Origin of the sequence: Sulfurovum iocasae (genome assembly GCF_047716765.1) — a bacterium.
Taxonomy (GTDB): domain Bacteria; phylum Campylobacterota; class Campylobacteria; order Campylobacterales; family Sulfurovaceae; genus Sulfurovum.
Genome location: NZ_CP180410.1, coordinates 1,724,764 through 1,746,624 on the forward strand (window position 1 = coordinate 1,724,764; position 21,861 = coordinate 1,746,624).

A 21,861-nucleotide genomic window follows, 5' to 3' on the forward strand; every position below is an offset into this window, starting at 1 on the left:
CATATATCCATGCTATAAATAAAAGAAAGGAGTATATGATGCATAAAATTATTTTTTTGATAATCATTTTTATCTCTTTTTCTTTCTCTGCAGAGAATAATATAGGATTACAGTTTAGCGGTGTAGAGACAAACTATACCAACAGTAATGGCGAAAAGAAACAGATCACTATTGAGCGTGAGATAGATCCTGAATGTATGAATATACATATTAGCAATGATGTGTTTTGGAAAGCTAATTATGCAAGTAATAAGGTACCGAAAGCTTGTAAAGCAACCTTTATTACAAGTGCGGGTAAAGTAGTCTTTCCTATGCAGATACATAAAGGAATAGAGACTTATGGAGAAATAGAAGTGATGGCATTTATTAAAAAAATGCAGCATGACAGTACAATGCTTTTTATAGACACCAGAGATGAAGAGTGGTATGAATATCGTACGATACCCGGTGCGATGAATATTCATTATGTCTATATTTTGAAGCCTAAAGTATTTAAAGAGGAATATAAAGCATCTTTAGCGAAACTTGGTATTGTTGGTGTGAAAAAGCCTTTTGACTTTTCTAAAGCCAAAACTATTTTACTCTTTTGTAACGGTGCATGGTGCAGCCAATCTCCAAATATGGCAAAAGCCCTGCTCGCTTTAGGTTATCCGCCAGAAAAGATAAAATGGTATAGAGGTGGGATGGATGATTGGCTTGGATTGAGTATGACGACTACAAGGAAATAGCCACTAAGTAGTTTAAATTTTTTTCGGAGTCTTACATAGACTCCCATCTTCGGTAAAAAAATTTAAAATATCTTCATCAAAAATCAACCTGCAAAACTCTTTTTCAATGCCCATTTCTTCAAGTCTTATGGTAAGTTCTACAATTTCCTGTTTAATCCTGACATCTTCAGGAACATATCCGCATGCACCCATAACTTTTACCCGATCTGTGGATGACCTGGAGGCATAGCAGAGATCCCTTTACCTCTTTCTATAGATTGCAGTGCCAAATACCTGTCACCAAATTTCTCTAAGTTATCTACTTCATTATCAAACTGGTCGTAATGTCTCTCTTCATCTGCAACCAGACCTTCAAAGATCTTCTTTGTTACACTGTCTGCATTGGCAGCGGACTGATTTGCAAAATCGTTATACATAACGATGGCTTTGTTCTCTTCAGAGGCAGAAAAGTCCAACATCTCTTTTACCGTATTGATCTTTTGTACTTTAGATGTTGCTTCCATCTCGATCTCACCTTTTAAGAACAGGATTCTGTCTGCTAAGTGTTCAATGTGGATCATCTCTTCTATGGCAGTCTTTTTAAAGATCCCTGCTAGCATGTCATACCCTTGGTCATCACAGTGGAAATGAAAATACATATACTGCTGTACCGCACTTAACTCTTCACCTATAGCTTGATTTAACAACTCAATACTTTTTTCTCTTTTTGGCATTTTTTATCCCTTTGTTATTTAAAATTCTTATCTAAGTATATCATAAACGCTAACTCATCATTTCTCCACTGCCTGAATCTCAATAATAAGATTTTCAGATCCCATGATAAATATTTGACGTATGTTAGAGTTAGGTACAACATTAACAGAATGTCTAAATCCAGTTATGCTAATATTTTCCATGGTTTCTTCATAATCATCACTTGCAAAACAGATATGATCCACTATATGTCTATCATCATGCGATTCACCAGACATAGTTAAATCACGAAATCTAGCACTTCCTCCAAATATATGAATAACAGGTTTTTCCTCTGAATAGAGCCAATATCCTTCAAAAGGAAAATTGGGTCTTTTACCTTCTTTAAATCCTAATTTTGTTAAAAATGTTTTTACTGCTTCTGGGTCTTTAGCTCGCAATGCTATATGGTCAAACTTGATATGCATTATAACTCCTTATATTATCTTCCAAAAATCCCCTCAACTAGAGGCTTAAACCTAAAGATATAAAACGGTTTTTTTGTTTTATCTACGCCATCATTAAACACAGAAGCATTAGAAAGCTGTGCTGCAGCGACGTACATATAGCCGTCCTTATTATAACTTACGCCATCAGGCCAACTCATCATTGCATCTGAGACATAATGATATGATTTTTTATCTTTTGCAGATATCACTCCTATGCTGTGTGACTCTATGTAAGTTAAATACAAATTATTTTCTTTATCCATAGAGAAACCACCATTATTACTTTTTGCGGCATACGTTTCTATTTGTCTGTCTAATTGTTCTTCACTTGATGCCTTATTGAGTAGATCTTCTATTTTCACTCTATACACCTTTGAACCATTTAACGGTGCGTAGTACAGCCATATATTGTCTTTATCTGCAGTGATGCCATCTACTCCAACCTTTATGTGTTTTTGTGTATTTGGGATATTTAAACTTTTACCATTTACGACGATACTCACATCTTCAGGTTTAGTAGTACGATGCCCCTCTAAGATACGTCTGCATTCACCTGTTTTCATATCTATAATAACAAGGGCTGCCTTACTGCCATCTCCACCATATCCTATGTCTTCATCTGCAATAATAAAAACACCATGTCTATAATCGATGATGAAATCATTGAGTTGAGAAGTCTTAATACTCGCAGGCTCAGGGATATAATAAATCTTTTCAAGTGTGTTGGTATGGGTATTCCATCCTACTAACTTAGGTGTCAATCCTTCTCTTTGTCCCATATCTAATATCCATACAATGCCTTTAGCGTCACTGCGTATGCCTAAAACCGAGTCAAACCACATATCATCACTCTCTCTAGGTGTATTCCACTCTAAATTTGGATATGGTGTAGATTCTTTGGTCTTTGCATTGTAATGTATTACACGTATGTCAGGACTGTAAAAAGGGTGATTACTATAGACTAACTCACCTTTATACGTATAAGCTATATTGCCAACTGCTTGATTGACCTCTGCATATATTTCTATTTTGCCAGATGCTGCATTAAGCACTTGAATTCCCATCAATAGTATGAGGATAAGTTGCTTTGTTATATTATGAATAAACATTTTTTCTCCTTAGTCTGCAAACCATTTTTGTACTGCTTCATCTTCACTCAACCCCTCACGATTGGTCATATAGTCCAACTTGGAGATAGCTTGATTTGAAAGTATAATCTCATCAAGAAGTCTAATCTGTTCAGGAGTGAAAATCTTATTCAATTTCTTTTTATTTACTAGCAAAACAGCCCTATCTACAACACCCAATAAACCTTTAGGCTCTTTCAAGTCTCGTATCTTGTAGGTATTGTGTAAAAATTGAGGTTGCCACAACGGCACAATGACCCACTTTTTTTTCTTTACAGCGTCTTCATAGGCTGCTACACATTCATCTTGAGTACCTGTTTTAAATTCATATCCTACTTTTTTCAAGCCATACTCATCCATCATTTTAATAGAAAATCGCGTGATTCCTGCACCGATACCAATACCTTGAATTATTTTTCTCATCTTTTTAACTACTTGGGGTTTTAATAAGTCTGATATTTGTGAAATTTCATTTTCAGGTATATAGTCAGGTACTCCCCAAAGTGCATAAGGTTTATAGTGAAGTCCTAACTCCACGAGATCTATAGATTTTTCTACATCACTTTTATACCCACCATGACTTGAGGGTAACCATGCTGAAGCAAGCATATCAATCTCTGTATCTTTTAATCTTCTAAAATTCTCTTCATGCAGAGCAAATTTTTGTTCTACTTCAAAGCCCATAGTTTCAAGTATATGCGCTACTACAGCACCCGTTACTCTATGAAAAGAGAGATCTGTAATACCTAAAACAATCTTATTTGATTTACCCTTAACTGCCGCAACTCTCTTTAAAAAAGATTTTTTATTTGCGAGTAGTGGTTCTGGTTTTTCCATTGTATGTCCTTCGATTGATATATTTGATTCATTTGGTTGTGTAAAAATTCGCTTAGGATTGACAGGTACATTATCTTGTTTCAGTATCCAACGTGCGATGTCATCTTTGCGCATGAATACCACATTTTTATGTTTTTTTGCATAAGCAATGAAGTTATCTAGTGCCTTCACCCGTGCTGGTGTTGCCAGTCTGTCATGAACACTGATAGACATCATACGCCTCTGGGTTTTACCCTCTTCATATAGCAGATCAAACTCATCTTTTAGGTTTTGTAAATATACTGCACCTGTTAATGCTGTACTTCCACTGTAGCGTACGATGTCATTATTCCTAAATGAATACGGCACAACAACAAAGGATTTTTCATTAACTGGCGTAAAGGAAGGCTCATCACGCGAGAGATCATCTATATGATAGATGAACCCTAATTCTTGCAATATCTTGAGTGTATTAGGTGAATGACGCATCCAAAATGCATTAAATCCCACAGGTCTTACGCCTGTCACTTTTTCAATAATATTTGCACTTTCTATGTAGGAATCCCGTTCTTCTGTCTCCCCCATCGAGTATTGAGGTGTCCAAGTTTGTCCATGTCCTGAAGCCTCATGTCCTCTCTTTACAACTTCTTTGGCTAGATCAGGATTAAGCTCAACCGCTTTTCCTACCATATGAGAGGTGACTTTTATATTATGTTTATCCCAAAGTCTAAGCAAACGTGGAATACCTTCATTCATCCCATATTGATACCATGTTGGTGCAATAGTATCTACATACTTTTCCAATACTGGGAATGGGCCTGGATCAGATGCATCCTGTGCTGTTGCTTCAAACTGCATGGAAATGGAAATAACCAATTGCGCATCATTTGGCCAAAATGGTTTTTTACTATTCTTCTCTAGCGCATATATTGGTACTACTACCAAAAATACTGATAAAATTGATAACTTTTTTACTACGTTTAAAATTTTTATTTTTTTCATAATACTCTCCTACTAATAAATTTAATAATTTAAATAAAACTTACTATTAACTATTTTCTAGGTCCTGCTGTGGCACTTAATGTTGTTCTATCAATCGTATGATTTTCTATAAAAAATCTAGTCACTGCACCAGAAGCATTTTTAGGTACTTCTAATTTTTCTACATCCATTGCATGAACCGTAAACATATATGTATGGATGCGTCCTGGTGGTGGGCATGGAGCAAAGAACCCTTCTGTATCCATATCTGTCTTTCCTTCTTTTGTGCCAGTTGGCAATGATATAGCATCTAGTTTCTGTGTTCCTACAGGAATATCATACGCCACCCAATGCCAAAAACCACTGCCTGTGGGAGCGTCTTTATCATAAAAAGTAATGGCTAAGGATTTTGCATCTTTAGGTACACCCTCCCATCTTAACTCTGGACGTGCATTATCGCCCGAACATCCAAACTGATTCCAATAATTTTTAGGGTCTATTTGCCCTCCATTTATGATATCTGTACTGCTTAGAGTAAAGTCTTTACTGACTTGTAACTTATTAAGTTGATTCATAAGTGCTTTGTTATCTTCTAAATGCCAGTTATATTTTATTTTTCCATTTTCTATGGTATACATATCCACTGCATTGAAGCTAATAGCTTGACCTTTACCTTGTATATTGTAAAACTTACCAGTAAAGTGTCCATCAAATTTAAGATGTAAGACCACCTTATTGTCTTTTGCAACCACCTCTTCAATGCTTGCACTCAAGTCAGGTATAACTTTTCTAATCCATTTTGAGGCTGCAAGTACACCTTCTATACCTTGTTTTCGTCCTTCTGGAAGATTCGTATCAATAAAGTCTTTAGCAAGTGCTTTACGTGCAAACTCTTCTCTACCTGTGTTCCAAAAAGCTGCATAAGTTTTAGCTACCTCAATCACATTATCCATTTTTTGTGGCACCTCTGCCCATACATTACTTGATGTTACTAATGCTACTAAGGCGATATTTGCTAAGAATATTCTTTTCATTATTTATCCTTTTATAAGTAATTTTTCTTGAATTTTTTGACCTATTATGATATTTAACCAAGCAAAAAAGTAACCTGCAATCAATGTAAGGCTCAGCACAATAATAGTCTTAAGATTTGGCTCTGTTTGTGAACCAAACCAGACAATCATCCCTAAAAAATAAGCTGGAATATTGTTTATATATTTTAATTTTGAGATGTAAAAAATAGCCGTCATCACAACAAATACCATAAGAGGAAAACCCAGTTCCCCCAAAGGGTGTGAAAGTCTTGTACCTCCATATTGGATAACAATGGCTATAAATATACCTAATATTTGTTGTACTAAAACAATTGAGGCTGATTTTAAATTAGCTTCAAATAGATAGTAACTTGTCCAAGCGATAAACAAAACCCAAGTAGGCAAAGCAAGAGAAGATGAGATAAAAACTGAGATAGCAGCGACTACACCTAGCGTAGTAGCAAGTGCGAATGTTATCATGATAAATTCTTAGTTGTAAAGTGTTTATCCAAATGCTTCATATACGCCTCTTCTATCCAAGAAGTATCTCCAGCTATAACATCCCCCGCATGAAAAGTTGCTACTTGGTTTCTTACACTTAAATAGTTGTTTGTCATGATAATTGGCTGAAGCAAATCATCAATATGTGGTGCATCTTTTAGAACAAAGCCTTTCCCCAAGTCCGAGCTTTTCATGTTTGAAGTAGCCACTATCATAAAATTATCTGCAGGCACTTGCCCGCCCTCTCCATACTCCTTTGTAATCACAAAAGTTTTTTCATAAAGCAACACTTTATCTAACCACTCCACCATAGGTGCTGGCATGTTAAACCACATAATAGGTGTGATATAGATAATAGTATCTGCCCAAAGAAGTTTATCAACCTCTCTATCAACATCATAAGTATCTTTTGTAGTATCTGAAAACTTAACTTTATGCCCTTTGTCACTTAGATTTTTATCTGTTAAATGTGCTAAAAACCCATTGAGTTGTCCCTTTGCATCAAAGATGGAATACCCACCTGTAACCACTAATATATTCATCTTCTATCCTTTAATTGTACCACTGTGTGATATCTTCTAATTTTTGGCGTGTTTTTGGAGGTTGTTCATCGATTCTATAACCAAATGACACCATCACAGCTACCCCAAACTCTTCTGTATTTATGTCAAACTCTTCTTCTAAAAGTTTTTCTACTGAGTCAATTTTAAAGCCTTCTATAGGACAAGAGTCAATACCAAGCATCGCAGCAGTTGTCATCATATTCCCCAATGCAATATAGGTTTGTTTTGTTGCCCAGTCAAACATGGCTCTGTCGCTCCCAAGTAGATCAAAATCACTCTCCTGAAATGTCTTGTAAAAGTTTCTGCGTCCATTGGCTGAGTCTTCAGGCAACTTATGCACGCCGAACATCATATGATCAATGTACTTACTATCGTATCTCATACCCTTTGCCTTGCGTGCCAAAACGACCACAAAATGACTTGCGGTAGGTAACGTACCCTGTGCACCCCATATAATGGGCTTGAGTTTTTCTCTTAGCTTCATATCTTGCACGATGAGAAATCGCCAGGGTTCAAAACCAAACGAACTTGGACTTAAACGAGCTGTTTCCAATATGGTATTAAAATCCGTTTCACTTATCTTTTTATCCGCATCAAATATTTTACATGCATGTCTGAATTGATATGCACCTAGTATTTCTTGGTTTTCAATCATATATCATCCTTTATACTCTGTATAATCGTCTCATAATGTACCGCAACGGTCTCTTGAGATTGAGTAACCGATGCTACTTCAATCGCTTCAATGATAGGTAAATGTATTTTCACAATATTTTCCAGTGATGCCTCAAAGTTTTTAATCACATTTTGTACCGATGACTTTGTGTACTGCTGTCTCCAAAGCTCTAAAAGAAGTTTATTGCCCGACATAAGCAGTAGTGTTTCATGAAAATGTTGGTCATGCACTATGAACTGCTTTGTATCTTTTGCTTTGGCAGCTTCGAGCATCTCTTGATAATGCGACTTTAAAACCTCTACTTTATTAAAGTCCTTTATGTGTGAGATAGCATACTGCTCCAAGGCATCTCTTGCTTGATAAATCTCGATGGTCTCACTTTTATCAAAAGCTCTCACCCTTGCACCTACATTGACTTTATGCTCTAAGATACCTAAAGAGACCAAAGCGATGATCGCCTCTCGTACAGGTGCCTGTGAAACACCAAACTCTTTGGCAAGGTGTGCTTCTCTAAGCTTTTCACCCACATCAATTTCACCATTTATAATGCGTTGCATCAAAATTGAAGCAATTTTATCTTTAAGTGACTCTTTTTGTATGTTTAATGTCACATCTATTCCTTTCATTCTAGAACTTTAAGAAGTAAATATATTATCGATTATCGATAATATATTATTACCTATTTATACTTAAATAATTATAAAGAGAAAAGTAAAAGTTTTCTAATTAGTATGAAGGTAATTGTTATAGATGGGGTATTGGGATGTATGGCTTTATAAAGAGATAAAATTTAAGGAATATTACTCTTTGTTATTTAGATAAAAAACATCCCTGCCAACAGAAGTACAAACGGTAACATTGCAAGTGCATATATGGTCTTTTGTGTTTTAACTGCTTTATAGACACCCCAAAAGAAAAGCCCTACTATAATGATAAAACCAGATAATGCAACATAGGGTGGTATAGTCATTTTTTCACCTGCAAAAGCTAAGATAGAGGTCAATAAAAAGAGTGAGAAGATCTTTATCATTTTTCTAGATCCTCTTTAGCTAATCTATCAACCATTTTAATGCTATCAAGTGCATTAACCAGTATCTGTTTGGTTGATGTAAGTGGTTTCATATGTAGGTTGGTTTGTCCTTTATCCAGGCTTTCATCCATCAGCACAGAAATTACTTCCTGTTCCAACTCTTTAAATATCTCATTTAGTTTTTGCTCAATAAATTCTACATTCATATTATTTTGCTTTAGGTCTAAAGATTTTTATGACTTCTTCATCTGCTTCCATGAAGCTGCCGCCTATAAGGTCTATACAATAGGGAACTGCAGGGAAAACAGCATCTAAACATTCACGAATGGACTTTGGTTTTCCAGGAAGGTTGATAATAAGTGAACCGTTGCAGATACCTGCAGTTTGTCGCGAAAGAATGGCTGTAGGGACATACTGTAGACTTACTGCCCTCATCTGCTCTCCAAACCCGGGAAGAAGCTTCTGACAGACATTTTCAGTTGCTTCTGTCGTTACATCTCTCATCGCCGGACCTGTGCCACCTGTAGTAACTATGAGGTCACAGTTCTCATCACGTGAAAGATTTATAAGTGTTGTTTCAATGAGACTTTGCTCATCAGGGATGCATCTATACTCATATTCGCACTCATTGAGAAGATACTCTTTCATCGTATCCATGATAGCTACCCCGGAGATATCTTCATATATACCTTGTGATGCTCTGTCGCTTGTTGTTATTACACCTATTTTGATTTTATCCATTAACTATTTATCCTAAAAAAATATTTGAGATACTATATCTTAGAAGTGCTTACAGATATCCCAAAAATAGCATTAATGAACAATCTCCAAACGTCCATCTTTGGCTTTAGGACTGAGAACCTTCTGTGTATCAATGACCTCGGCTATAATCGAATAGAAAGTGGTATAGGTATTTTTTAAGTCTGTACCATATTTTTTAAACCAAAAATATCCATCTCCCTCATGATTGACGATGAAAGAGTTACTTAGGATGCTATACTCTTTTTTAGGATCCAGATCAACCCATTTCCCTTCTTGAAGCACTTTGATATTATCAACACGCTTCCCAGGCTTTATCACTTTCCGATCTTTCATCTGTTGTACCTGTTTAGGTAGTATGATACGGTATTTAAGTCCCGAGACCTGCATAAGTCCACCCTCTCCATAACTGGCTGCACTTCTTTCGAGTATCTCTTTAAAATACTTTCCTTTGAGTTTGAGCATGTAAGCATAGTTCCCGAACTCATCGATCTCTTTAAGCATAGTATCTGTAACATTTCCTTCAGCATAGACCTTGCTACCTCGGAATGCACCGGCATTATTCAGTACGACATCCACTTTGAATTTTTCTCTCATGAGGTCATTGATCATATCAGCAACAGTAGATTCATTTTTACGCATTTCATCTGAACTTAGATTCCAAGGTGTTTTTGTCTGACCCAAAACAATAGCAGCAGGGAAACCTGCCTGATACTTCGCAACTCTCTCTTCTATCTTTTGATCTGCTTTGAGAGCATCTGTAACCGGGATTTTAGTCATTTTTATCTCTTTGTTTAAAACTTTGAGATCTTTATCTAACGGAATGTCCACTTTAATGATCTGTATTCCCTGTTCTCCACCGTTTACGATAGCTGTTTTGTTAATGCGACCTATCTTCTTCACATACTCATGAGAGTGACCACCAAAGATCAGATCGATCCCTTTTACCTGTTTTGCAAGTACTCTATCCTGTTTGTAACCAATATGTGAAAGGGCTACTATAAGATGTGCCCCTTGTTCCCTTAAAAGCTTGACCATTATCTTGGCAGTCGTTACATTGTCAGAAATGATCTTAACAGCTTTTTCACTTGTAACCAAAGGAAGGTCTTCTGTCATGAGCGAAAAGAATCCTACTTTAACACCATCTATCTCTTTTATGATGTAGGGTTTGCATTTACCTTTAAGTGCGGAGTTAGATACATCCAAGTCACTACAAATAGATGTGAATGCAGTATCGTCCAGTGCTTCAGAGAGTATTTTACTTCCTTTGTCAAACTCATGATTTCCAAATGCATAAAGCTCATAACCGGCATCAGACATGAGTGAAAGGATCGCTTTGCCTTTATAGGTATGAAAATATTTATTCATCAGATCGTCTCCTGTTGAGACGATAACAGTGTTTGGATTCTCTTTTTTGAGTTGTTTATAGACTGTCGCAAGATAAGCCATACCACCCATCATGATCTTCTCTTTTTTCCCATCACCATCAAGATCAAACTTTTGAGAAGAAGCTTCCATCATTCCCTGAAGATCAGCAGTACCTGCGATAGTAATCACTTTGTTAGATGCCATGGCACTAGTAGAAAGTAGTAGAAGAGAGAAGAAGAGCGTATTTTTTAGAGATTTTTTGAACATAAAAATTCCTAGTATGTAATGTTTTAGAAGGTTCTATATTTTATTGTACATTATGATTACCCTATTTTCAATAAAATTTTATCTAGCAGTGATGTACTTACTACTCTTTTGATATAACCCAGCAGATAGGTAGCTTTAGTGATATAGTATCTTGGTTTTGGTCTCTCTTTCAGAATGATGGTATGTACTATCTGAGCTACCGAGATCGCCTCTTCTTTAAAAGGTACTTTTTTGGCAATTCCCTCCATACTTTCCAGGTATTGTTCTTTAAACAAAGAATGCTCTATATCTACATTCTCTTTTAGCTTCTGTACAGCATTTTTTCGAAAATCACTTGTGACAGGTCCTGTATTGAGAAGTACAGGGTAGATATCTGTACCTTCAAGTTCCAGTCTTAGTGTATCAGTAAGTCCCTCTACGGCATATTTGCTAGCATTATAAGCACCTTTGCCAAAGAGTGATACAATACCCAGTACAGAGCTGTGCTGGATGATCTTTCCATGTCCCTGTTCTCTCATTACTGGGATTATCTGTCTGGTACATTCATGAAGACCAAAGACATTGGTTTCAAATTGCTCTTTGAGTACCTCTGTTGAGATGTCTTCCATAGCTCCAGTCTGTCCAAAACCTGCATTATTGAACCAAATATCTATCTTGCTATCGATCTCAAGGACTTTGTTGATGACTGTTGAGATCTCATTGGGCTTTCTCACATCAAGTTGCATGGCATGCTCAAAACCCAGCTCTTTTAACATCTCTACATCTTTAGGGTCTCTGGCAGTAGGATAGACTTTAATAGATTTAGATTTAAGATATTTTGCTGTTTCCAGTCCTATTCCTGTACTGCATCCTGTGATAACAATATTGGTCATTTTCTATTATCCTACTATTTGATTGATAAGTGGTTTGATATCCACATTTTTACCGCGAATATATGCTTTGGCATATTCTACAATCTTCCCATGAAAACGTGCGTAAACAGTGTGTAGTGTGACAGGTGTGTCATATATTTGTGTTATTTTATCAAAGTTTGCTTCGATCCCCTCTTGCATCCACTCCTGTATCTGCATATAATTCTCGAACTCATGCCCAAAGGCTTGAAGAAGTCTGTTAGTGTAGCTGTCAACTACAAAAACTTCACGCCTGCACCCATAACAAAGTATGGAGTCTGCACTCTCCATTCCTATACCTTTTTGTTCAAGTAACCATTCTCTAGTAACTTCATCTTGAAACGCTTCAAATGTACCAAAATCATTGAGGATATGGGTGCAGAGTATTTTAAGTCTTTGGGCTTTGGTATTGTAAAAACCACTAGGTTTAATGAGTGTAGCGATCTGATGAACATCAGCCTTGCTTAGTGCCGCTAAAGAGAGAAGTCTATGTTCTTTTAGATTTGCCAAGGACTCCTCTACTCTCTCCCATTTTGTCTGCTGAGTCAAGATCGCACCGATGATAACTTCAAAAGTACTGCTTTGCGGCCACCAGAGTGGATCTCTAGTAGTTTCAAGATAACCCATCTGTTTGAGTGCATAGAGTATATCGTAACTGCTTTGCAAAAGAAGACTCCTTTTAGCTTTTACGTGAGTGTAGATAGTCTTGCACTATCTTAGTATGGTCAAAGACTAGTTTTTCCATCGGAATTACATCAAGACTATAAAGTTTTGCTTCTTTGGCATCATCTCCACCCTTGGGCATACCTTTAGCTTTAACTACATAAACTACACTTGCTGTATGAAAACGAGGGTCACGTGCAGGGTCAGAGTAGATACCAAGCACTCTACTTATGCTTACATCAAGATTTGTCTCTTCTTTCATCTCACGCACCAAAGCATCTTCCACTCTCTCACCCACATCCACAAAACCACCTGGCAGTGCCAAACCTCTTGGCTCATTCTTCCGCTCTATAAGTACGATACCTTTAAACTCTTCATCCTTATAGATCTCTATAATGCCATCGGTAGTAAGGTAAGGTGTCTTAGGTGTAAACGCCATAATGTGCTCTCCGTTTTGTATTGTATTTTTACTAAGTATATCAGATGTCTGTATAGGTTTTCAATGATAGGGTTAAATAGAAGTTTATTTGCAGTGTATAGTGAGAGATAGATTCCCAAACTTAGTTTGGGAACCAGTTAAAAGTTATTTAGATGTAGCAAAAAAGAGTTTCCAAACTACACCGGCAAGGATAGCTCCTACGATAGGTGCAACCCAAAATACCCATAGTTGACCCATTACAGCAGTATCTGCAAAAATTGCTGCAGCAGTACTTCTAGCAGGGTTTACAGAAGTATTTGACACAGGGATAGAAATAAGGTGGATCAATGTCAAGCCTAAACCGATAGCAATCGGTGCAAACCCGGCAGGTGCTTTTTCATCATTTGCTCCCAAAATGATAAATAAGAACATAAATGTCATAACTACTTCAGTAATGATCACAGAGCTTAGATTGTATTTACCTGGAGAAAGCTCTCCAAATCCGTTACTTGCAAATCCAGCTGCTTCAAAGCCTGCTTGACCAGATGCGATCATGTAGAGTACAAAGGCACCCAGCGTACCACCCACTACTTGAGCCACGATATAAGGGAGTAACTCTTTAGTCTCAAATTTTCCGGCAGACCAAAGTCCAAAAGAAACCGCAGGATTAAAGTGACCACCCGAAATGTGCCCTACTGCGTATGCCATCGTAAGTACAGTTAAACCAAATGCAAATGCAACACCCACAAAACCTATACCCAGTTCTGGAAAACCTGCAGCAAGTACCGCAGAACCACAACCACCTAAAACCAACCAAAACGTACCGAAAAATTCAGCACCGATTTTTTTCCTAATGACATTCTTTTCCCTTTAGTTTAAATATTGTACACGATTAAGTATAACTAAAAACTATGTATACAATCTTTATTACAGCACCTAAATTAAAATTTATACTATAATTCTAATATGAATAAAGAGATAAACTTAACTATAAAACCAAGATATATAAAAGCGTATCACGATGGATATCCACTGATCACTAAAGAGTCTATTGTTGACTGGAACAGAGTCTCAGATGAGGGTACGATAGTCAATCTACTGGATGATAGAAAAAAGTTCATAGTCAAAGGGTACTATGGAAAACAAAATAAAGGTTATGGCTGGGTACTGACATCTAAAAAAGATGAAAACATAGATGTAAGCTATTTTATCAGAAAAATAAAATCTGCTATCAAGTATAGAGAAGATTTTTATAGTAATAAAAATACTACAGTTTTTAGAGTTTTTAATGGTGAAGGTGACGGTATAGGTGGATTGACCATAGATTACTTTAATGGGTTCTATTTGGTCACATGGTATAGCATTGGTATATATGCATTTAAAGAAGATATTTTAGAGGCACTTAGACGCAGCGTTGAGTATAAAGGGATATATCAAAAAAAGAGATTTGATACAAAAGGTCAATATCTTGATGATGCAGATGATTTTGTGTGTGGAAATCGTGCTGAGTCTCCCCTCATAGTAAAAGAAAATAGGGCAAATTTTGCCATATATCTGGATGATGGAGCCATGGTAGGGGTATTTTTAGATCAAAGAGAAGTACGAAAAACCATTAGAGACAAGTATGCAAAAGGTAAAACCGTACTAAATACCTTCTCTTACACAGGTGCATTTTCAGTTTTTGCAGCTCTTGGTGCTGCGACAAAGACAACTTCTGTTGATCTGGCAAACAGAAGCCGTAGTAAAACACAAGAACAATTCAGTATAAATAATATTGATGTAGAATCCCAAGACATCATCGTAGAAGATGTTTTTAACTACTTCAAATATGCCGTGAGAAAAAAATTATCTTTTGACCTGGTAGTACTTGATCCACCCAGTTTTGCAAGGTCAAAAAAACATACTTTTTCTGCAGCCAAAGACTATGTTAAACTTCTCAAAGAAGCTATTCAGATCACAAATAAGGGTGGTGTGATAGTTGCCTCAACCAATGCTTCAAACTTTGATATGCAAAAATTTAGAGATTTTATTTCTAAAGCATTTAAAGAGTTAAACGGGGAATATAGTATCGAAGAGACTTTCTCTTTACCAAAAGATTTTAGAGTTATGGATAAGTTTAGAGAGGGTGATTATCTTAAGGTTGTGTTTATTAGGAAAGTTGGGTAATTTCTTATTTCTTGCCCCATACTTCTTTATTCCTAGTCTATACAACCATTGTAGCGAGGAAATTTTCCATTAACTCTATTTTAATATAATGGATTTGTAATTAAAATAATTAAGAAAGGAAATGTTTATTATGTCTAATATTACTCTTATACTCATATCATTATTTATTTTACTTTGGTTTTATTGTTTAGCTTCTGCAATATTCAATAAATTTAAAAATGAAAAAGAAAAAATATTTTGGATCATAGGTTTAGTCTTTGTACCGCCTTTATCTTTTTTTTATATCTACTTAAAAAAAGATTTATTGGAGAGTTGAAACTATTATGGTTTAGACACACCCCTCCCAGTTACACTTTATAGCAGTAAGTGTATCGGTATCTAGTACTTGATGCCATATGGAGATACACAAAGGAAGAGTATTGGAGTATAGAGGGTCCTAGCCTCTCAACACATGCCCTACACTCTTCGTAAAATAAGTAGCAGTCAAAGGTGCAAAGAAATCAAAAGCTGCTTGTGCATCTACGATCTTATCATCCTTCCCTAAGAAGACTTCAATCGTAGTACCTCTATCAAGCACTTCTTGTAACTTTTTCTCATCCCAAAGGTAAGTTAAAAGTGCTTCAAGTTCTTCTTTTGTTCCTATTTTTAAATATGCTGACAAGTCTGTCTTTGAGGGAAAAGTAACATTGGATAGGAACTGTTTTACATAAGCTTCCTGTCCTGCTTCAAAATAGCGTAACTGTGTACGTATAAAACTGGGCTTTTGTGTCTGAAAAAAAGCAGGAGAGAGAAGAATGAGCCTGTCTATACGCTCTTTGCTTTCATACACATACTCAAAAGCTCTTTGTGCACCATAACTGAAACCTGCTACACATAATTCACTTTCTATAAGATATTCAGAAAAGAGTTCTTCTTCTTTTTGAAGAGAAAAACCGTTAAAGTATGTAGACATTAAAATAGACCATCACTAAAAGATCTCCCGCAGTATCTCTTTACATTCATCATGTGTAATATTTTCATAGGACAAGAGATAGTTGGAGACTTCTGAAAGTGCTTTTTCCAATGTTTTTAAAAGCGCATTTACCTCAGAAACAGACTCTCTTAAAAGATCCTCCTCCTGAAGCGGTGTTACGATAAAGTTTTCACTCATGGCATACTCATAAATGACTTTTCTTACAAGCTCTTTAGCAAGCATAATGTCTGCACTTGCATTGCTGAACTGTTCGTTATAGTGTATCTTTGTCGCAAGGCTTCCTGCCAAATAGACTTTGATCTTGTTAAGCAGTTTAGAGCGTGAGAGTATTTCATGCTCTTGTGCTATGAGTTGTGTATTAACGATGCCTATCTTCTCAAACTCAACATCTAACCATGTTGCAATAACAGCTTTTGCACCTTGATAGATTGCCTGTATCTCTCGCTCTTGCTCTGTGAAACTCAGTATTTTGCGTTTTCCGGAGAGTACTTTCTCTTTTACTGCATCAAAGTCGGAAGTCTCAACAATTGTGCGCCCCTCTCTCATGGCAAAAATAGCTGCTTCATTCGTAAGCGTATCGAGTGCTGCTGAGTTGAAGCCCACGGTCATACGTGCCACTTGTGCTATGTCAACCTGATTGGGTTTATGTGCCAAATAGAGTTCTAAGGTCTTAGCTCTGTCTTCCAGGTCTGGAAGTGAAATATGTATCCGTCTGTCAAAACGCCCTGCTCTAAGCAGTGCTTCATCGAGCATATCTATTTTGTTCGTTGCACCTATGACGATAACACCTGAACTGTCTTCAAAACCATCCATCTCAGTAAGGAGCTGATTCAGTGTCGCTTCTCTCTCATCATTTCTAAACTCACCACGGCTTTTACCTACAGCATCGATCTCATCAATGAAGATGATACTTGGAGCCATCTGCTTGGCTTTCTTAAAGAGTTCATTGACCCTTTTTGCTCCCATACCTACATAAATATGTACAAAAGAAGCACCACTTTGATAAAAGAAAGGTACATCTGCTTCTCCTGCTACCGCTTTGGATATAAGTGTTTTACCTACTCCCGGAGGTCCTACAAGCAGAACACCTTTAGGTAAACGTATATCCAGGTCACGGTATTTCTGCGGTTCTCTAAGAAAATCGATGATCTCTTCAAGTTCCTCTTTGACATCCTTGATACCTGCAACATCAGCAAAGGTTACATTTGAAGAGAGTGCCTGTACAGGGTCACTGCTATCTGCATTATCAGCTCTGTTTACAGATCTTATTTGTCTGAGTTGTTGTAGTTTACTCTGTTTTATAAATCTATAAAGCAGTCCAAAAGCACCAAGTATGATGAGTAAAGATAAAATATCATAAAGATAGCTGCTGTCCTCAGTTACTTCTACAGGGTATTTGGTAAAAAAAGCAGTTTTATTGATAGCATCTTTATAGATCTTATAATTGTTATCTGCTGTTCTGAGACGGATATACTCTCCATCTACGATCACTTTTTGTATTTTATCTTGACTGTAGAGGCTATTTGCCTGCTTATGTGTGATAAGATCATCAGTATCTCGAAGTATTCCGAAAGCAAGTAGTCCTACAAAAACTACAAGCAGGGATATAATAATTTTAATATTTTTGCCATTAAGTGCTTTAGGCTTAAAGTTTAGCTTTGTTTCCATCACTGGTGACCTCCACGTTATTGAGTAGAACCCAGTTAGAACTGAGATCTTCTTCACTTTGAATTTCTACTTTGTTAAAATACTGATCAAATCCATGATAGACACCATTTTTACCATTTTCGAGCAGAACTTCAAGTCCTTGGGTATGATCACGTCTAAAGGCAAAGTTTTTTGCCTTGATAAGTTCTGTAAGTTCACGATGACGCTCTTTGGCAATGTTCCCTCTTACTTCCGGTTTCATGGTTGCAGAGACAGTGTTGTCACGTTTTGAGTAAGAGAAGGCATGCACATGTGTAAGTGGTAATTCTTTCACTCTATCCATCGCTTCAGCCCACTCTTTTTCATCTTCACCCGGATGTCCTACGATGTAGTCTGTACCTAAGGCATAACCCTTGTCTGCAATCTTGTGAAAAAGTTCCAAGTCTGTTTTATAACTATTGCGTCTGTTCATGAGTTCCAGCATTTTGTCACTGGTATGCTGCAGGGCAATATGCAAATGTTTTGCCATCCAAGGTTCATTCAATAATTCCATAAACTCATCATCTATCTGTATAGGCTCGAGACTTCCAATACGTATACGTCTTACACCACGAATGTAGCTCATTTTCTTAAGAAGTTTCGCCATTGAAGTATTATGGTCTTGTCCGTAACTTCCTACATTGGTTCCGGTAAGGATGAATTCTCCAAAACCATTGGCAGCAAGTTTACTGATCTGTTCCAGGATAGTCTCTTCTCTATGAGATCTGGCATCACCACGAACAGCAGGGATGATACAATACGAACATCTAAAGTCACAACCCTCTTGTATCTTGATGAATGCCCTGCTTTTACCTACGAACTCCTCTACAATAGTAGAGTCGATATGTTTCAGGTCACCTATCTGATAAAAAGGCTCATCGATCTTAAGTATCTCATTGATCTTCTCTTTTTCAGAGTGCCCCATCACACCAAAAACTTTTTTATCTTCAAAAAGCCCCTCACCTTTAGAGTGTGAACCACAACCTGCCAAAACTACCTTGGCATCAGGATTTTTACGTTTCATAGAGGAGATATAATTACGTACAGAAGAGTCTGCACCATTGGTAACAGTACATGAATTTACAACAATGATATCACTGCTACTTTCATCTTCAGAGAGTTCAAATTCACGTAATTTGGACATCATTACCTGGGTATCAAACTGGTTTGTTCGACATCCAAAGGTTTTAAAATAAACTTTCTTACGATTCGGCATTTAGTGCCTCACTGTATTGAATTTCAATTCTTATCATCATATTTCATCATCAAAAAGTGTAGGATCTTCAACTTTTGGTTTGCGAACATCCTTATCGACATAGATAGATTGTGTAGGGAAAGCGAGTAAGATACTTTCTTCTTCCTGCATACGTGAAATGATCTCTGCTGAAATGGTACTTCTGAGTGTAAGTGTTGCATAAGAGTTGGTCAAATACCATATACTTATCTTCATTCCATAAGGTTCGATAAGTGTAAAGACACGAGGTTCAACATTGGTGTTTTTCATACTGTATTGACTTCTCAGTTTGTTTATCTGCTTTCTTGTGATATCTGTATACCCTTTGGAATACTTCTTTGCTACCTCTTTAGCAATAGAAGATGCTTTGTGTATATCAGAATCAAAGGTGACTACCACGTCTATACCATCCCATACGGTTTTAAGTCCGGCATGTGAGTAATTGGCTATCATATCTGTAAAGATGAAGTTATTTGGTATGAAGATGATACGTCCTGCTCTACGGTTTACCATAGAGGTAGTCAGTGTTACATCTTCATGCATTGTCATACGAAGCAGTGAGATATCTACGATATCACCCACATACTCAACACCATCCCTGACAAACTTTACCCTGTCCCCTACATGTATCGCACCACCGAACATAATAGTCAGCCAGCCCATAATAGACATAAACCAGTCTTTCATTGCAATAGCAATACCGGCAGAGGCAAAACCAAGGATAGTTACAAGGTAACTTACGTTTTCAATATATGCAAAGAGTAAAATAAAGACTAAAGCAGTAAAGAATGTGGCATTAAGTGCTTTATTGATCGTATAAAAACGGTCATTATCAGACATATAACGACGAACAAGATATTTGACAAACAAGAGGAATAAGATAAAGAAGAGGATGATAGCTCCAAGGTTCATCGTCTTCTCAAGTTCTCTTTTAATATCAGATTGAAGGTTAAGCTTGATCTCGTCTATCTTTTTGGTGTGAACATTTTGTGTTGTTTTGAAAATATCAAGCACAGGTGCAAAGGTTTTGATCTTATCTTTGATATCTAAAAGTTCTTTACCGTACTTTGTCTTATTTGCATCGAGTAGAAAAATCTCTTCAACTACTTTCTCTTTTTCTTTCATTTTTTCCATAACAGTTTGCAGTGATTCATATCTTTGGTGATACTCTTCTTGATCAGATTTAAGTTTTTCTTGATATGAGATGGCAGAGATAACAGCAATAGGATTCCCTACAGTGGGTACTTCTTCTATGACAGGTGGTGTAAGAAACTTTTTAAAAGGGTCAGTTCCATACTCTTCTAGAAGTTGAAGTTTTCCAATAAGTACAGATTTTTTATTTTTTAGTATTTCTAAAGCTTCATTCTCTTTCACTGTACGTTTATATTTATCATCCAATATGTTGATCTGATTATCAAGTACCGCTTTATCCTTTTTGAATTCTATATAGATATGGTAATTACTATAAATTTTGGACCAGATATTATTATCAAGGATCTCTTTATCCAGATTGGCTTTTCTGGCTAATAACTCTTCTTTTTTCTGTGCTTTATCTAAGCTATCTACCTGATCGGATGAACTGTTTTGTTCTTCTAAGATATCTGTTTGAGCAGTTAAATTATTTTGTTCTTCTGTGATAGAAGTAGTACTATTTTGCTCTGTTTGTGGCATAGAAAATGCCAAAGTGGTAAAAAAAAGTGATGTGAATAATAAAATTCGTATCATCCTTCTTCTCCAAAAGTATGTAGCACTTTTTTAACAATAGCTTGATCTATGTCTGAGACTACTTTATAGTGTCCCATTCCGTTAGGTAAGATAAACTTGATACTGTTATTCGCAGCTTTTTTATCGAGGAAGAAGTGTTCATAGAAGTCATCAACATCTTTTATCACATATTGCGTTGGCAGTGAAGACTTTTCTAAAAGTATTTTAACGCTCTGCGCTTCTTCTTGGGTAAACAGTCCAAGTTCTACTGCCAATGCATTTGCCATGACCATCCCTATGGCTACAGCTTCACCATGTAGATAGGTGGTGTAATCTGTCTCATTTTCAACCACATGCCCAAAAGTATGCCCGTAGTTCAATACTGCACGGATACCGGCTTCTTTTTCATCTTGATTGACCACCCATGCTTTAAGCTCTACACTTTTACGTATCGCCTCTTTAAGTACCTCTTCATCTGAGAAGTCAGCCTCTTGGAGGAATGTAAAGTACTCTTTGTCAAACATTACAGCCATTTTGACTATCTCTGCGATACCTGCGGCAAATTCACGTGCAGGTAATGTTTTTAAGAACTCAGGGTTTATGTAAACCGCTTTAGGTTGGTAAAATGCACCGATGAGATTTTTTCCATACTTGTTATTTACACCTGTTTTACCTCCAACACTGGCATCTACCTGAGAAAGAAGTGTAGTTGGGATCTGTATGAAGTCTATCCCTCTTTGGTAAAGACTTGCGGTAAACCCTGTCATGTCACCTATAACCCCACCACCAAAAGCGATGAGAAGGGATTTCCTGTCAAGTTTATGCTCAAAGAGTTCATTAAGTATATTTTCTATGGTTTCAAGATTTTTATACTCTTCACCATCAGGAATGGTTACTATATCAAGTTGGGGTGCTTTGATATGTGCCAAAAGTGTATCAAGGTGGTATCCTGCTACAGTTGGGTTAGTGATGATGGCTACTTTTGTATCGAAAGTGAGTTGTGGCAGTGCATCTATGGTAATGTCATAAGTGATATTTGGCGTATGCGCTAATTCTATAGGGACGATCATCTGGGGAAACCTTGTACAATATTAAT

At 36.7% G+C, this 21,861-nt stretch carries 26 protein-coding genes; 3 read left to right on the forward strand and 23 right to left on the reverse strand.

Translation table 11 applies throughout. The features are described from left to right. Positions 1 to 38: 38 nt before the first annotated feature. Positions 39 to 728, forward strand: coding sequence for a rhodanese-like domain-containing protein (locus tag ACLHDG_RS08440; RefSeq protein ID WP_415405782.1), 690 nt, complete (start codon positions 39 to 41; stop codon positions 726 to 728). Between the two features lie 12 nt (positions 729 to 740). Here the strand turns inward: ACLHDG_RS08440 and ACLHDG_RS08445 are convergent, their stop codons facing one another. The 18 genes from ACLHDG_RS08445 to aqpZ all read right to left on the reverse strand — a co-directional run bounded on the left by ACLHDG_RS08445 (position 741) and on the right by aqpZ (position 13,857). Continuing rightward, a complete protein-coding gene (locus tag ACLHDG_RS08445; RefSeq protein WP_415405783.1) occupies positions 741 to 920 on the reverse strand; it encodes a hypothetical protein in 180 nt (59 codons plus the stop codon). A gap of 5 nt (positions 921 to 925) precedes the next feature. Then, complete coding sequence (locus tag ACLHDG_RS08450; protein WP_415405784.1) at positions 926 to 1,441, reverse strand: ferritin-like domain-containing protein; 516 nt, start codon at positions 1,439 to 1,441, stop codon at positions 926 to 928. Between the two features lie 57 nt (positions 1,442 to 1,498). Next, positions 1,499 to 1,888 carry a VOC family protein gene (locus ACLHDG_RS08455; RefSeq protein WP_415405785.1) on the reverse strand — a complete coding sequence of 130 codons (390 nt, stop codon included), beginning with the start codon at positions 1,886 to 1,888 and terminating at the stop codon, positions 1,499 to 1,501. Between the two features lie 14 nt (positions 1,889 to 1,902). Then, positions 1,903 to 3,018, reverse strand: a complete 1,116-nt coding sequence (locus ACLHDG_RS08460; protein WP_415405786.1) for an L-dopachrome tautomerase-related protein — start codon at positions 3,016 to 3,018, stop codon at positions 1,903 to 1,905. Positions 3,019 to 3,027: 9 nt separating this feature from the next. After that, positions 3,028 to 4,854, reverse strand: a complete 1,827-nt coding sequence (locus tag ACLHDG_RS08465; protein WP_415405787.1) for a glycine betaine ABC transporter substrate-binding protein — start codon at positions 4,852 to 4,854, stop codon at positions 3,028 to 3,030. Between the two features lie 50 nt (positions 4,855 to 4,904). Then, positions 4,905 to 5,867, reverse strand: coding sequence for a YbhB/YbcL family Raf kinase inhibitor-like protein (locus ACLHDG_RS08470; RefSeq protein WP_415405788.1), 963 nt, complete (start codon positions 5,865 to 5,867; stop codon positions 4,905 to 4,907). Between the two features lie 3 nt (positions 5,868 to 5,870). After that, positions 5,871 to 6,347, reverse strand: a complete 477-nt coding sequence (locus ACLHDG_RS08475) for a DUF1097 domain-containing protein (RefSeq protein ID WP_415405789.1) — start codon at positions 6,345 to 6,347, stop codon at positions 5,871 to 5,873. After that, positions 6,344 to 6,910, reverse strand: coding sequence for an NAD(P)H-dependent oxidoreductase (locus ACLHDG_RS08480; protein WP_415405790.1), 567 nt, complete (start codon positions 6,908 to 6,910; stop codon positions 6,344 to 6,346). Before ACLHDG_RS08480 ends, ACLHDG_RS08475 begins: the two co-directional genes overlap by 4 nt. A 10-nt stretch (positions 6,911 to 6,920) precedes the next feature. After that, on the reverse strand, positions 6,921 to 7,586 hold the full coding sequence (locus tag ACLHDG_RS08485; protein WP_415405791.1) for an NAD(P)H-dependent oxidoreductase: 666 nt from the start codon (positions 7,584 to 7,586) through the stop codon (positions 6,921 to 6,923). Continuing rightward, positions 7,583 to 8,233: a GntR family transcriptional regulator gene (locus ACLHDG_RS08490; RefSeq protein ID WP_415405792.1), complete on the reverse strand. Its 651-nt coding sequence runs from the start codon at positions 8,231 to 8,233 to the stop codon at positions 7,583 to 7,585. Before ACLHDG_RS08490 ends, ACLHDG_RS08485 begins: the two co-directional genes overlap by 4 nt. A gap of 188 nt (positions 8,234 to 8,421) precedes the next feature. Then, entirely contained in the window at positions 8,422 to 8,637 is a 216-nt protein-coding gene (locus ACLHDG_RS08495) for a hypothetical protein (protein WP_415405793.1), read from the reverse strand. Continuing rightward, positions 8,634 to 8,843, reverse strand: a complete 210-nt coding sequence (locus ACLHDG_RS08500) for a hypothetical protein (RefSeq protein WP_415405794.1) — start codon at positions 8,841 to 8,843, stop codon at positions 8,634 to 8,636. Before ACLHDG_RS08500 ends, ACLHDG_RS08495 begins: the two co-directional genes overlap by 4 nt. 1 nt (position 8,844) lies before the next feature. After that, on the reverse strand, positions 8,845 to 9,378 hold the full coding sequence (gene mog, locus ACLHDG_RS08505; RefSeq protein ID WP_415405795.1) for a molybdopterin adenylyltransferase: 534 nt from the start codon (positions 9,376 to 9,378) through the stop codon (positions 8,845 to 8,847). Between the two features lie 72 nt (positions 9,379 to 9,450). After that, on the reverse strand, positions 9,451 to 11,031 hold the full coding sequence (locus ACLHDG_RS08510) for a bifunctional metallophosphatase/5'-nucleotidase (RefSeq protein WP_415405796.1): 1,581 nt from the start codon (positions 11,029 to 11,031) through the stop codon (positions 9,451 to 9,453). 56 nt (positions 11,032 to 11,087) lie between these two features. Beyond that, on the reverse strand, positions 11,088 to 11,903 hold the full coding sequence (locus tag ACLHDG_RS08515) for an SDR family NAD(P)-dependent oxidoreductase (RefSeq protein WP_415405797.1): 816 nt from the start codon (positions 11,901 to 11,903) through the stop codon (positions 11,088 to 11,090). Positions 11,904 to 11,909: 6 nt separating this feature from the next. Then, positions 11,910 to 12,587 (reverse strand): 3-methyladenine DNA glycosylase, encoded by a 678-nt coding sequence (locus tag ACLHDG_RS08520; protein ID WP_415405798.1) that lies wholly within the window; start codon positions 12,585 to 12,587, stop codon positions 11,910 to 11,912. Positions 12,588 to 12,600: 13 nt separating this feature from the next. After that, positions 12,601 to 13,023, reverse strand: a complete 423-nt coding sequence (locus tag ACLHDG_RS08525) for an NUDIX domain-containing protein (protein WP_415405799.1) — start codon at positions 13,021 to 13,023, stop codon at positions 12,601 to 12,603. 144 nt (positions 13,024 to 13,167) lie between these two features. Further along, the gene (gene aqpZ / locus ACLHDG_RS08530; protein ID WP_415408337.1) at positions 13,168 to 13,857 is read right to left on the reverse strand and encodes an aquaporin Z; all 690 of its coding nucleotides are present in this window, start codon (positions 13,855 to 13,857) and stop codon (positions 13,168 to 13,170) included. A 111-nt stretch (positions 13,858 to 13,968) separates the two neighbouring features. On the opposite strand from aqpZ, the gene ACLHDG_RS08535 reads away from it, so the two are divergent. Both ACLHDG_RS08535 and ACLHDG_RS08540 read left to right on the forward strand, forming a co-directional pair. Then, the gene (locus ACLHDG_RS08535) at positions 13,969 to 15,168 is read left to right on the forward strand and encodes a class I SAM-dependent rRNA methyltransferase (RefSeq protein ID WP_415405800.1); all 1,200 of its coding nucleotides are present in this window, start codon (positions 13,969 to 13,971) and stop codon (positions 15,166 to 15,168) included. A 130-nt stretch (positions 15,169 to 15,298) separates the two neighbouring features. Then, positions 15,299 to 15,484 carry a PLDc N-terminal domain-containing protein gene (locus ACLHDG_RS08540; RefSeq protein ID WP_415405801.1) on the forward strand — a complete coding sequence of 62 codons (186 nt, stop codon included), beginning with the start codon at positions 15,299 to 15,301 and terminating at the stop codon, positions 15,482 to 15,484. Between the two features lie 120 nt (positions 15,485 to 15,604). On the opposite strand, the gene bioV is transcribed toward ACLHDG_RS08540, so the two are convergent. Genes bioV through aroB form a run of 5 tightly spaced genes read right to left on the reverse strand, consistent with a single transcriptional unit; the run spans position 15,605 to position 21,835 of the window. Further along, positions 15,605 to 16,120 (reverse strand): pimelyl-ACP methyl ester esterase BioV, encoded by a 516-nt coding sequence (bioV, locus tag ACLHDG_RS08545; RefSeq protein ID WP_415405802.1) that lies wholly within the window; start codon positions 16,118 to 16,120, stop codon positions 15,605 to 15,607. A gap of 15 nt (positions 16,121 to 16,135) precedes the next feature. Next, positions 16,136 to 17,809 carry an AAA family ATPase gene (locus ACLHDG_RS08550; RefSeq protein WP_415405803.1) on the reverse strand — a complete coding sequence of 558 codons (1,674 nt, stop codon included), beginning with the start codon at positions 17,807 to 17,809 and terminating at the stop codon, positions 16,136 to 16,138. Next, positions 17,787 to 19,043, reverse strand: coding sequence for a tRNA (N(6)-L-threonylcarbamoyladenosine(37)-C(2))-methylthiotransferase MtaB (gene mtaB, locus ACLHDG_RS08555; RefSeq protein ID WP_415405804.1), 1,257 nt, complete (start codon positions 19,041 to 19,043; stop codon positions 17,787 to 17,789). The genes ACLHDG_RS08550 and mtaB overlap by 23 nt, the downstream gene beginning before the upstream one ends. Positions 19,044 to 19,079: 36 nt before the next feature. After that, positions 19,080 to 20,786: a mechanosensitive ion channel domain-containing protein gene (locus tag ACLHDG_RS08560; RefSeq protein ID WP_415405805.1), complete on the reverse strand. Its 1,707-nt coding sequence runs from the start codon at positions 20,784 to 20,786 to the stop codon at positions 19,080 to 19,082. After that, a complete protein-coding gene (gene aroB / locus ACLHDG_RS08565) occupies positions 20,783 to 21,835 on the reverse strand; it encodes a 3-dehydroquinate synthase (RefSeq protein ID WP_415405806.1) in 1,053 nt (350 codons plus the stop codon). Before aroB ends, ACLHDG_RS08560 begins: the two co-directional genes overlap by 4 nt. Positions 21,836 to 21,861 lie beyond the last annotated feature (26 nt).

What these genes read in the sequence shown, in the direction of transcription:
- ACLHDG_RS08440 (WP_415405782.1), top strand. Translation starts at nt 39, where the DNA reads ATGCATAAAATTATTTTTTTGATAATCATTTTTATCTCTTTTTCTTTC.
- ACLHDG_RS08445 (WP_415405783.1), bottom strand. Translation starts at nt 920, where the DNA reads ATGGGTGCATGCGGATATGTTCCTGAAGATGTCAGGATTAAACAGGAA.
- ACLHDG_RS08450 (WP_415405784.1), bottom strand. Translation starts at nt 1,441, where the DNA reads ATGCCAAAAAGAGAAAAAAGTATTGAGTTGTTAAATCAAGCTATAGGT.
- ACLHDG_RS08455 (WP_415405785.1), bottom strand. Translation starts at nt 1,888, where the DNA reads ATGCATATCAAGTTTGACCATATAGCATTGCGAGCTAAAGACCCAGAA.
- ACLHDG_RS08460 (WP_415405786.1), bottom strand. Translation starts at nt 3,018, where the DNA reads ATGTTTATTCATAATATAACAAAGCAACTTATCCTCATACTATTGATG.
- ACLHDG_RS08465 (WP_415405787.1), bottom strand. Translation starts at nt 4,854, where the DNA reads ATGAAAAAAATAAAAATTTTAAACGTAGTAAAAAAGTTATCAATTTTA.
- ACLHDG_RS08470 (WP_415405788.1), bottom strand. Translation starts at nt 5,867, where the DNA reads ATGAAAAGAATATTCTTAGCAAATATCGCCTTAGTAGCATTAGTAACA.
- ACLHDG_RS08475 (WP_415405789.1), bottom strand. Translation starts at nt 6,347, where the DNA reads ATGATAACATTCGCACTTGCTACTACGCTAGGTGTAGTCGCTGCTATC.
- ACLHDG_RS08480 (WP_415405790.1), bottom strand. Translation starts at nt 6,910, where the DNA reads ATGAATATATTAGTGGTTACAGGTGGGTATTCCATCTTTGATGCAAAG.
- ACLHDG_RS08485 (WP_415405791.1), bottom strand. Translation starts at nt 7,586, where the DNA reads ATGATTGAAAACCAAGAAATACTAGGTGCATATCAATTCAGACATGCA.
- ACLHDG_RS08490 (WP_415405792.1), bottom strand. Translation starts at nt 8,233, where the DNA reads ATGAAAGGAATAGATGTGACATTAAACATACAAAAAGAGTCACTTAAA.
- ACLHDG_RS08495 (WP_415405793.1), bottom strand. Translation starts at nt 8,637, where the DNA reads ATGATAAAGATCTTCTCACTCTTTTTATTGACCTCTATCTTAGCTTTT.
- ACLHDG_RS08500 (WP_415405794.1), bottom strand. Translation starts at nt 8,843, where the DNA reads ATGAATGTAGAATTTATTGAGCAAAAACTAAATGAGATATTTAAAGAG.
- mog (WP_415405795.1), bottom strand. Translation starts at nt 9,378, where the DNA reads ATGGATAAAATCAAAATAGGTGTAATAACAACAAGCGACAGAGCATCA.
- ACLHDG_RS08510 (WP_415405796.1), bottom strand. Translation starts at nt 11,031, where the DNA reads ATGTTCAAAAAATCTCTAAAAAATACGCTCTTCTTCTCTCTTCTACTA.
- ACLHDG_RS08515 (WP_415405797.1), bottom strand. Translation starts at nt 11,903, where the DNA reads ATGACCAATATTGTTATCACAGGATGCAGTACAGGAATAGGACTGGAA.
- ACLHDG_RS08525 (WP_415405799.1), bottom strand. Translation starts at nt 13,023, where the DNA reads ATGGCGTTTACACCTAAGACACCTTACCTTACTACCGATGGCATTATA.
- ACLHDG_RS08535 (WP_415405800.1), top strand. Translation starts at nt 13,969, where the DNA reads ATGAATAAAGAGATAAACTTAACTATAAAACCAAGATATATAAAAGCG.
- ACLHDG_RS08540 (WP_415405801.1), top strand. Translation starts at nt 15,299, where the DNA reads ATGTCTAATATTACTCTTATACTCATATCATTATTTATTTTACTTTGG.
- bioV (WP_415405802.1), bottom strand. Translation starts at nt 16,120, where the DNA reads ATGTCTACATACTTTAACGGTTTTTCTCTTCAAAAAGAAGAAGAACTC.
- ACLHDG_RS08550 (WP_415405803.1), bottom strand. Translation starts at nt 17,809, where the DNA reads ATGGAAACAAAGCTAAACTTTAAGCCTAAAGCACTTAATGGCAAAAAT.
- mtaB (WP_415405804.1), bottom strand. Translation starts at nt 19,043, where the DNA reads ATGCCGAATCGTAAGAAAGTTTATTTTAAAACCTTTGGATGTCGAACA.
- ACLHDG_RS08560 (WP_415405805.1), bottom strand. Translation starts at nt 20,786, where the DNA reads ATGATACGAATTTTATTATTCACATCACTTTTTTTTACCACTTTGGCA.
- aroB (WP_415405806.1), bottom strand. Translation starts at nt 21,835, where the DNA reads ATGATCGTCCCTATAGAATTAGCGCATACGCCAAATATCACTTATGAC.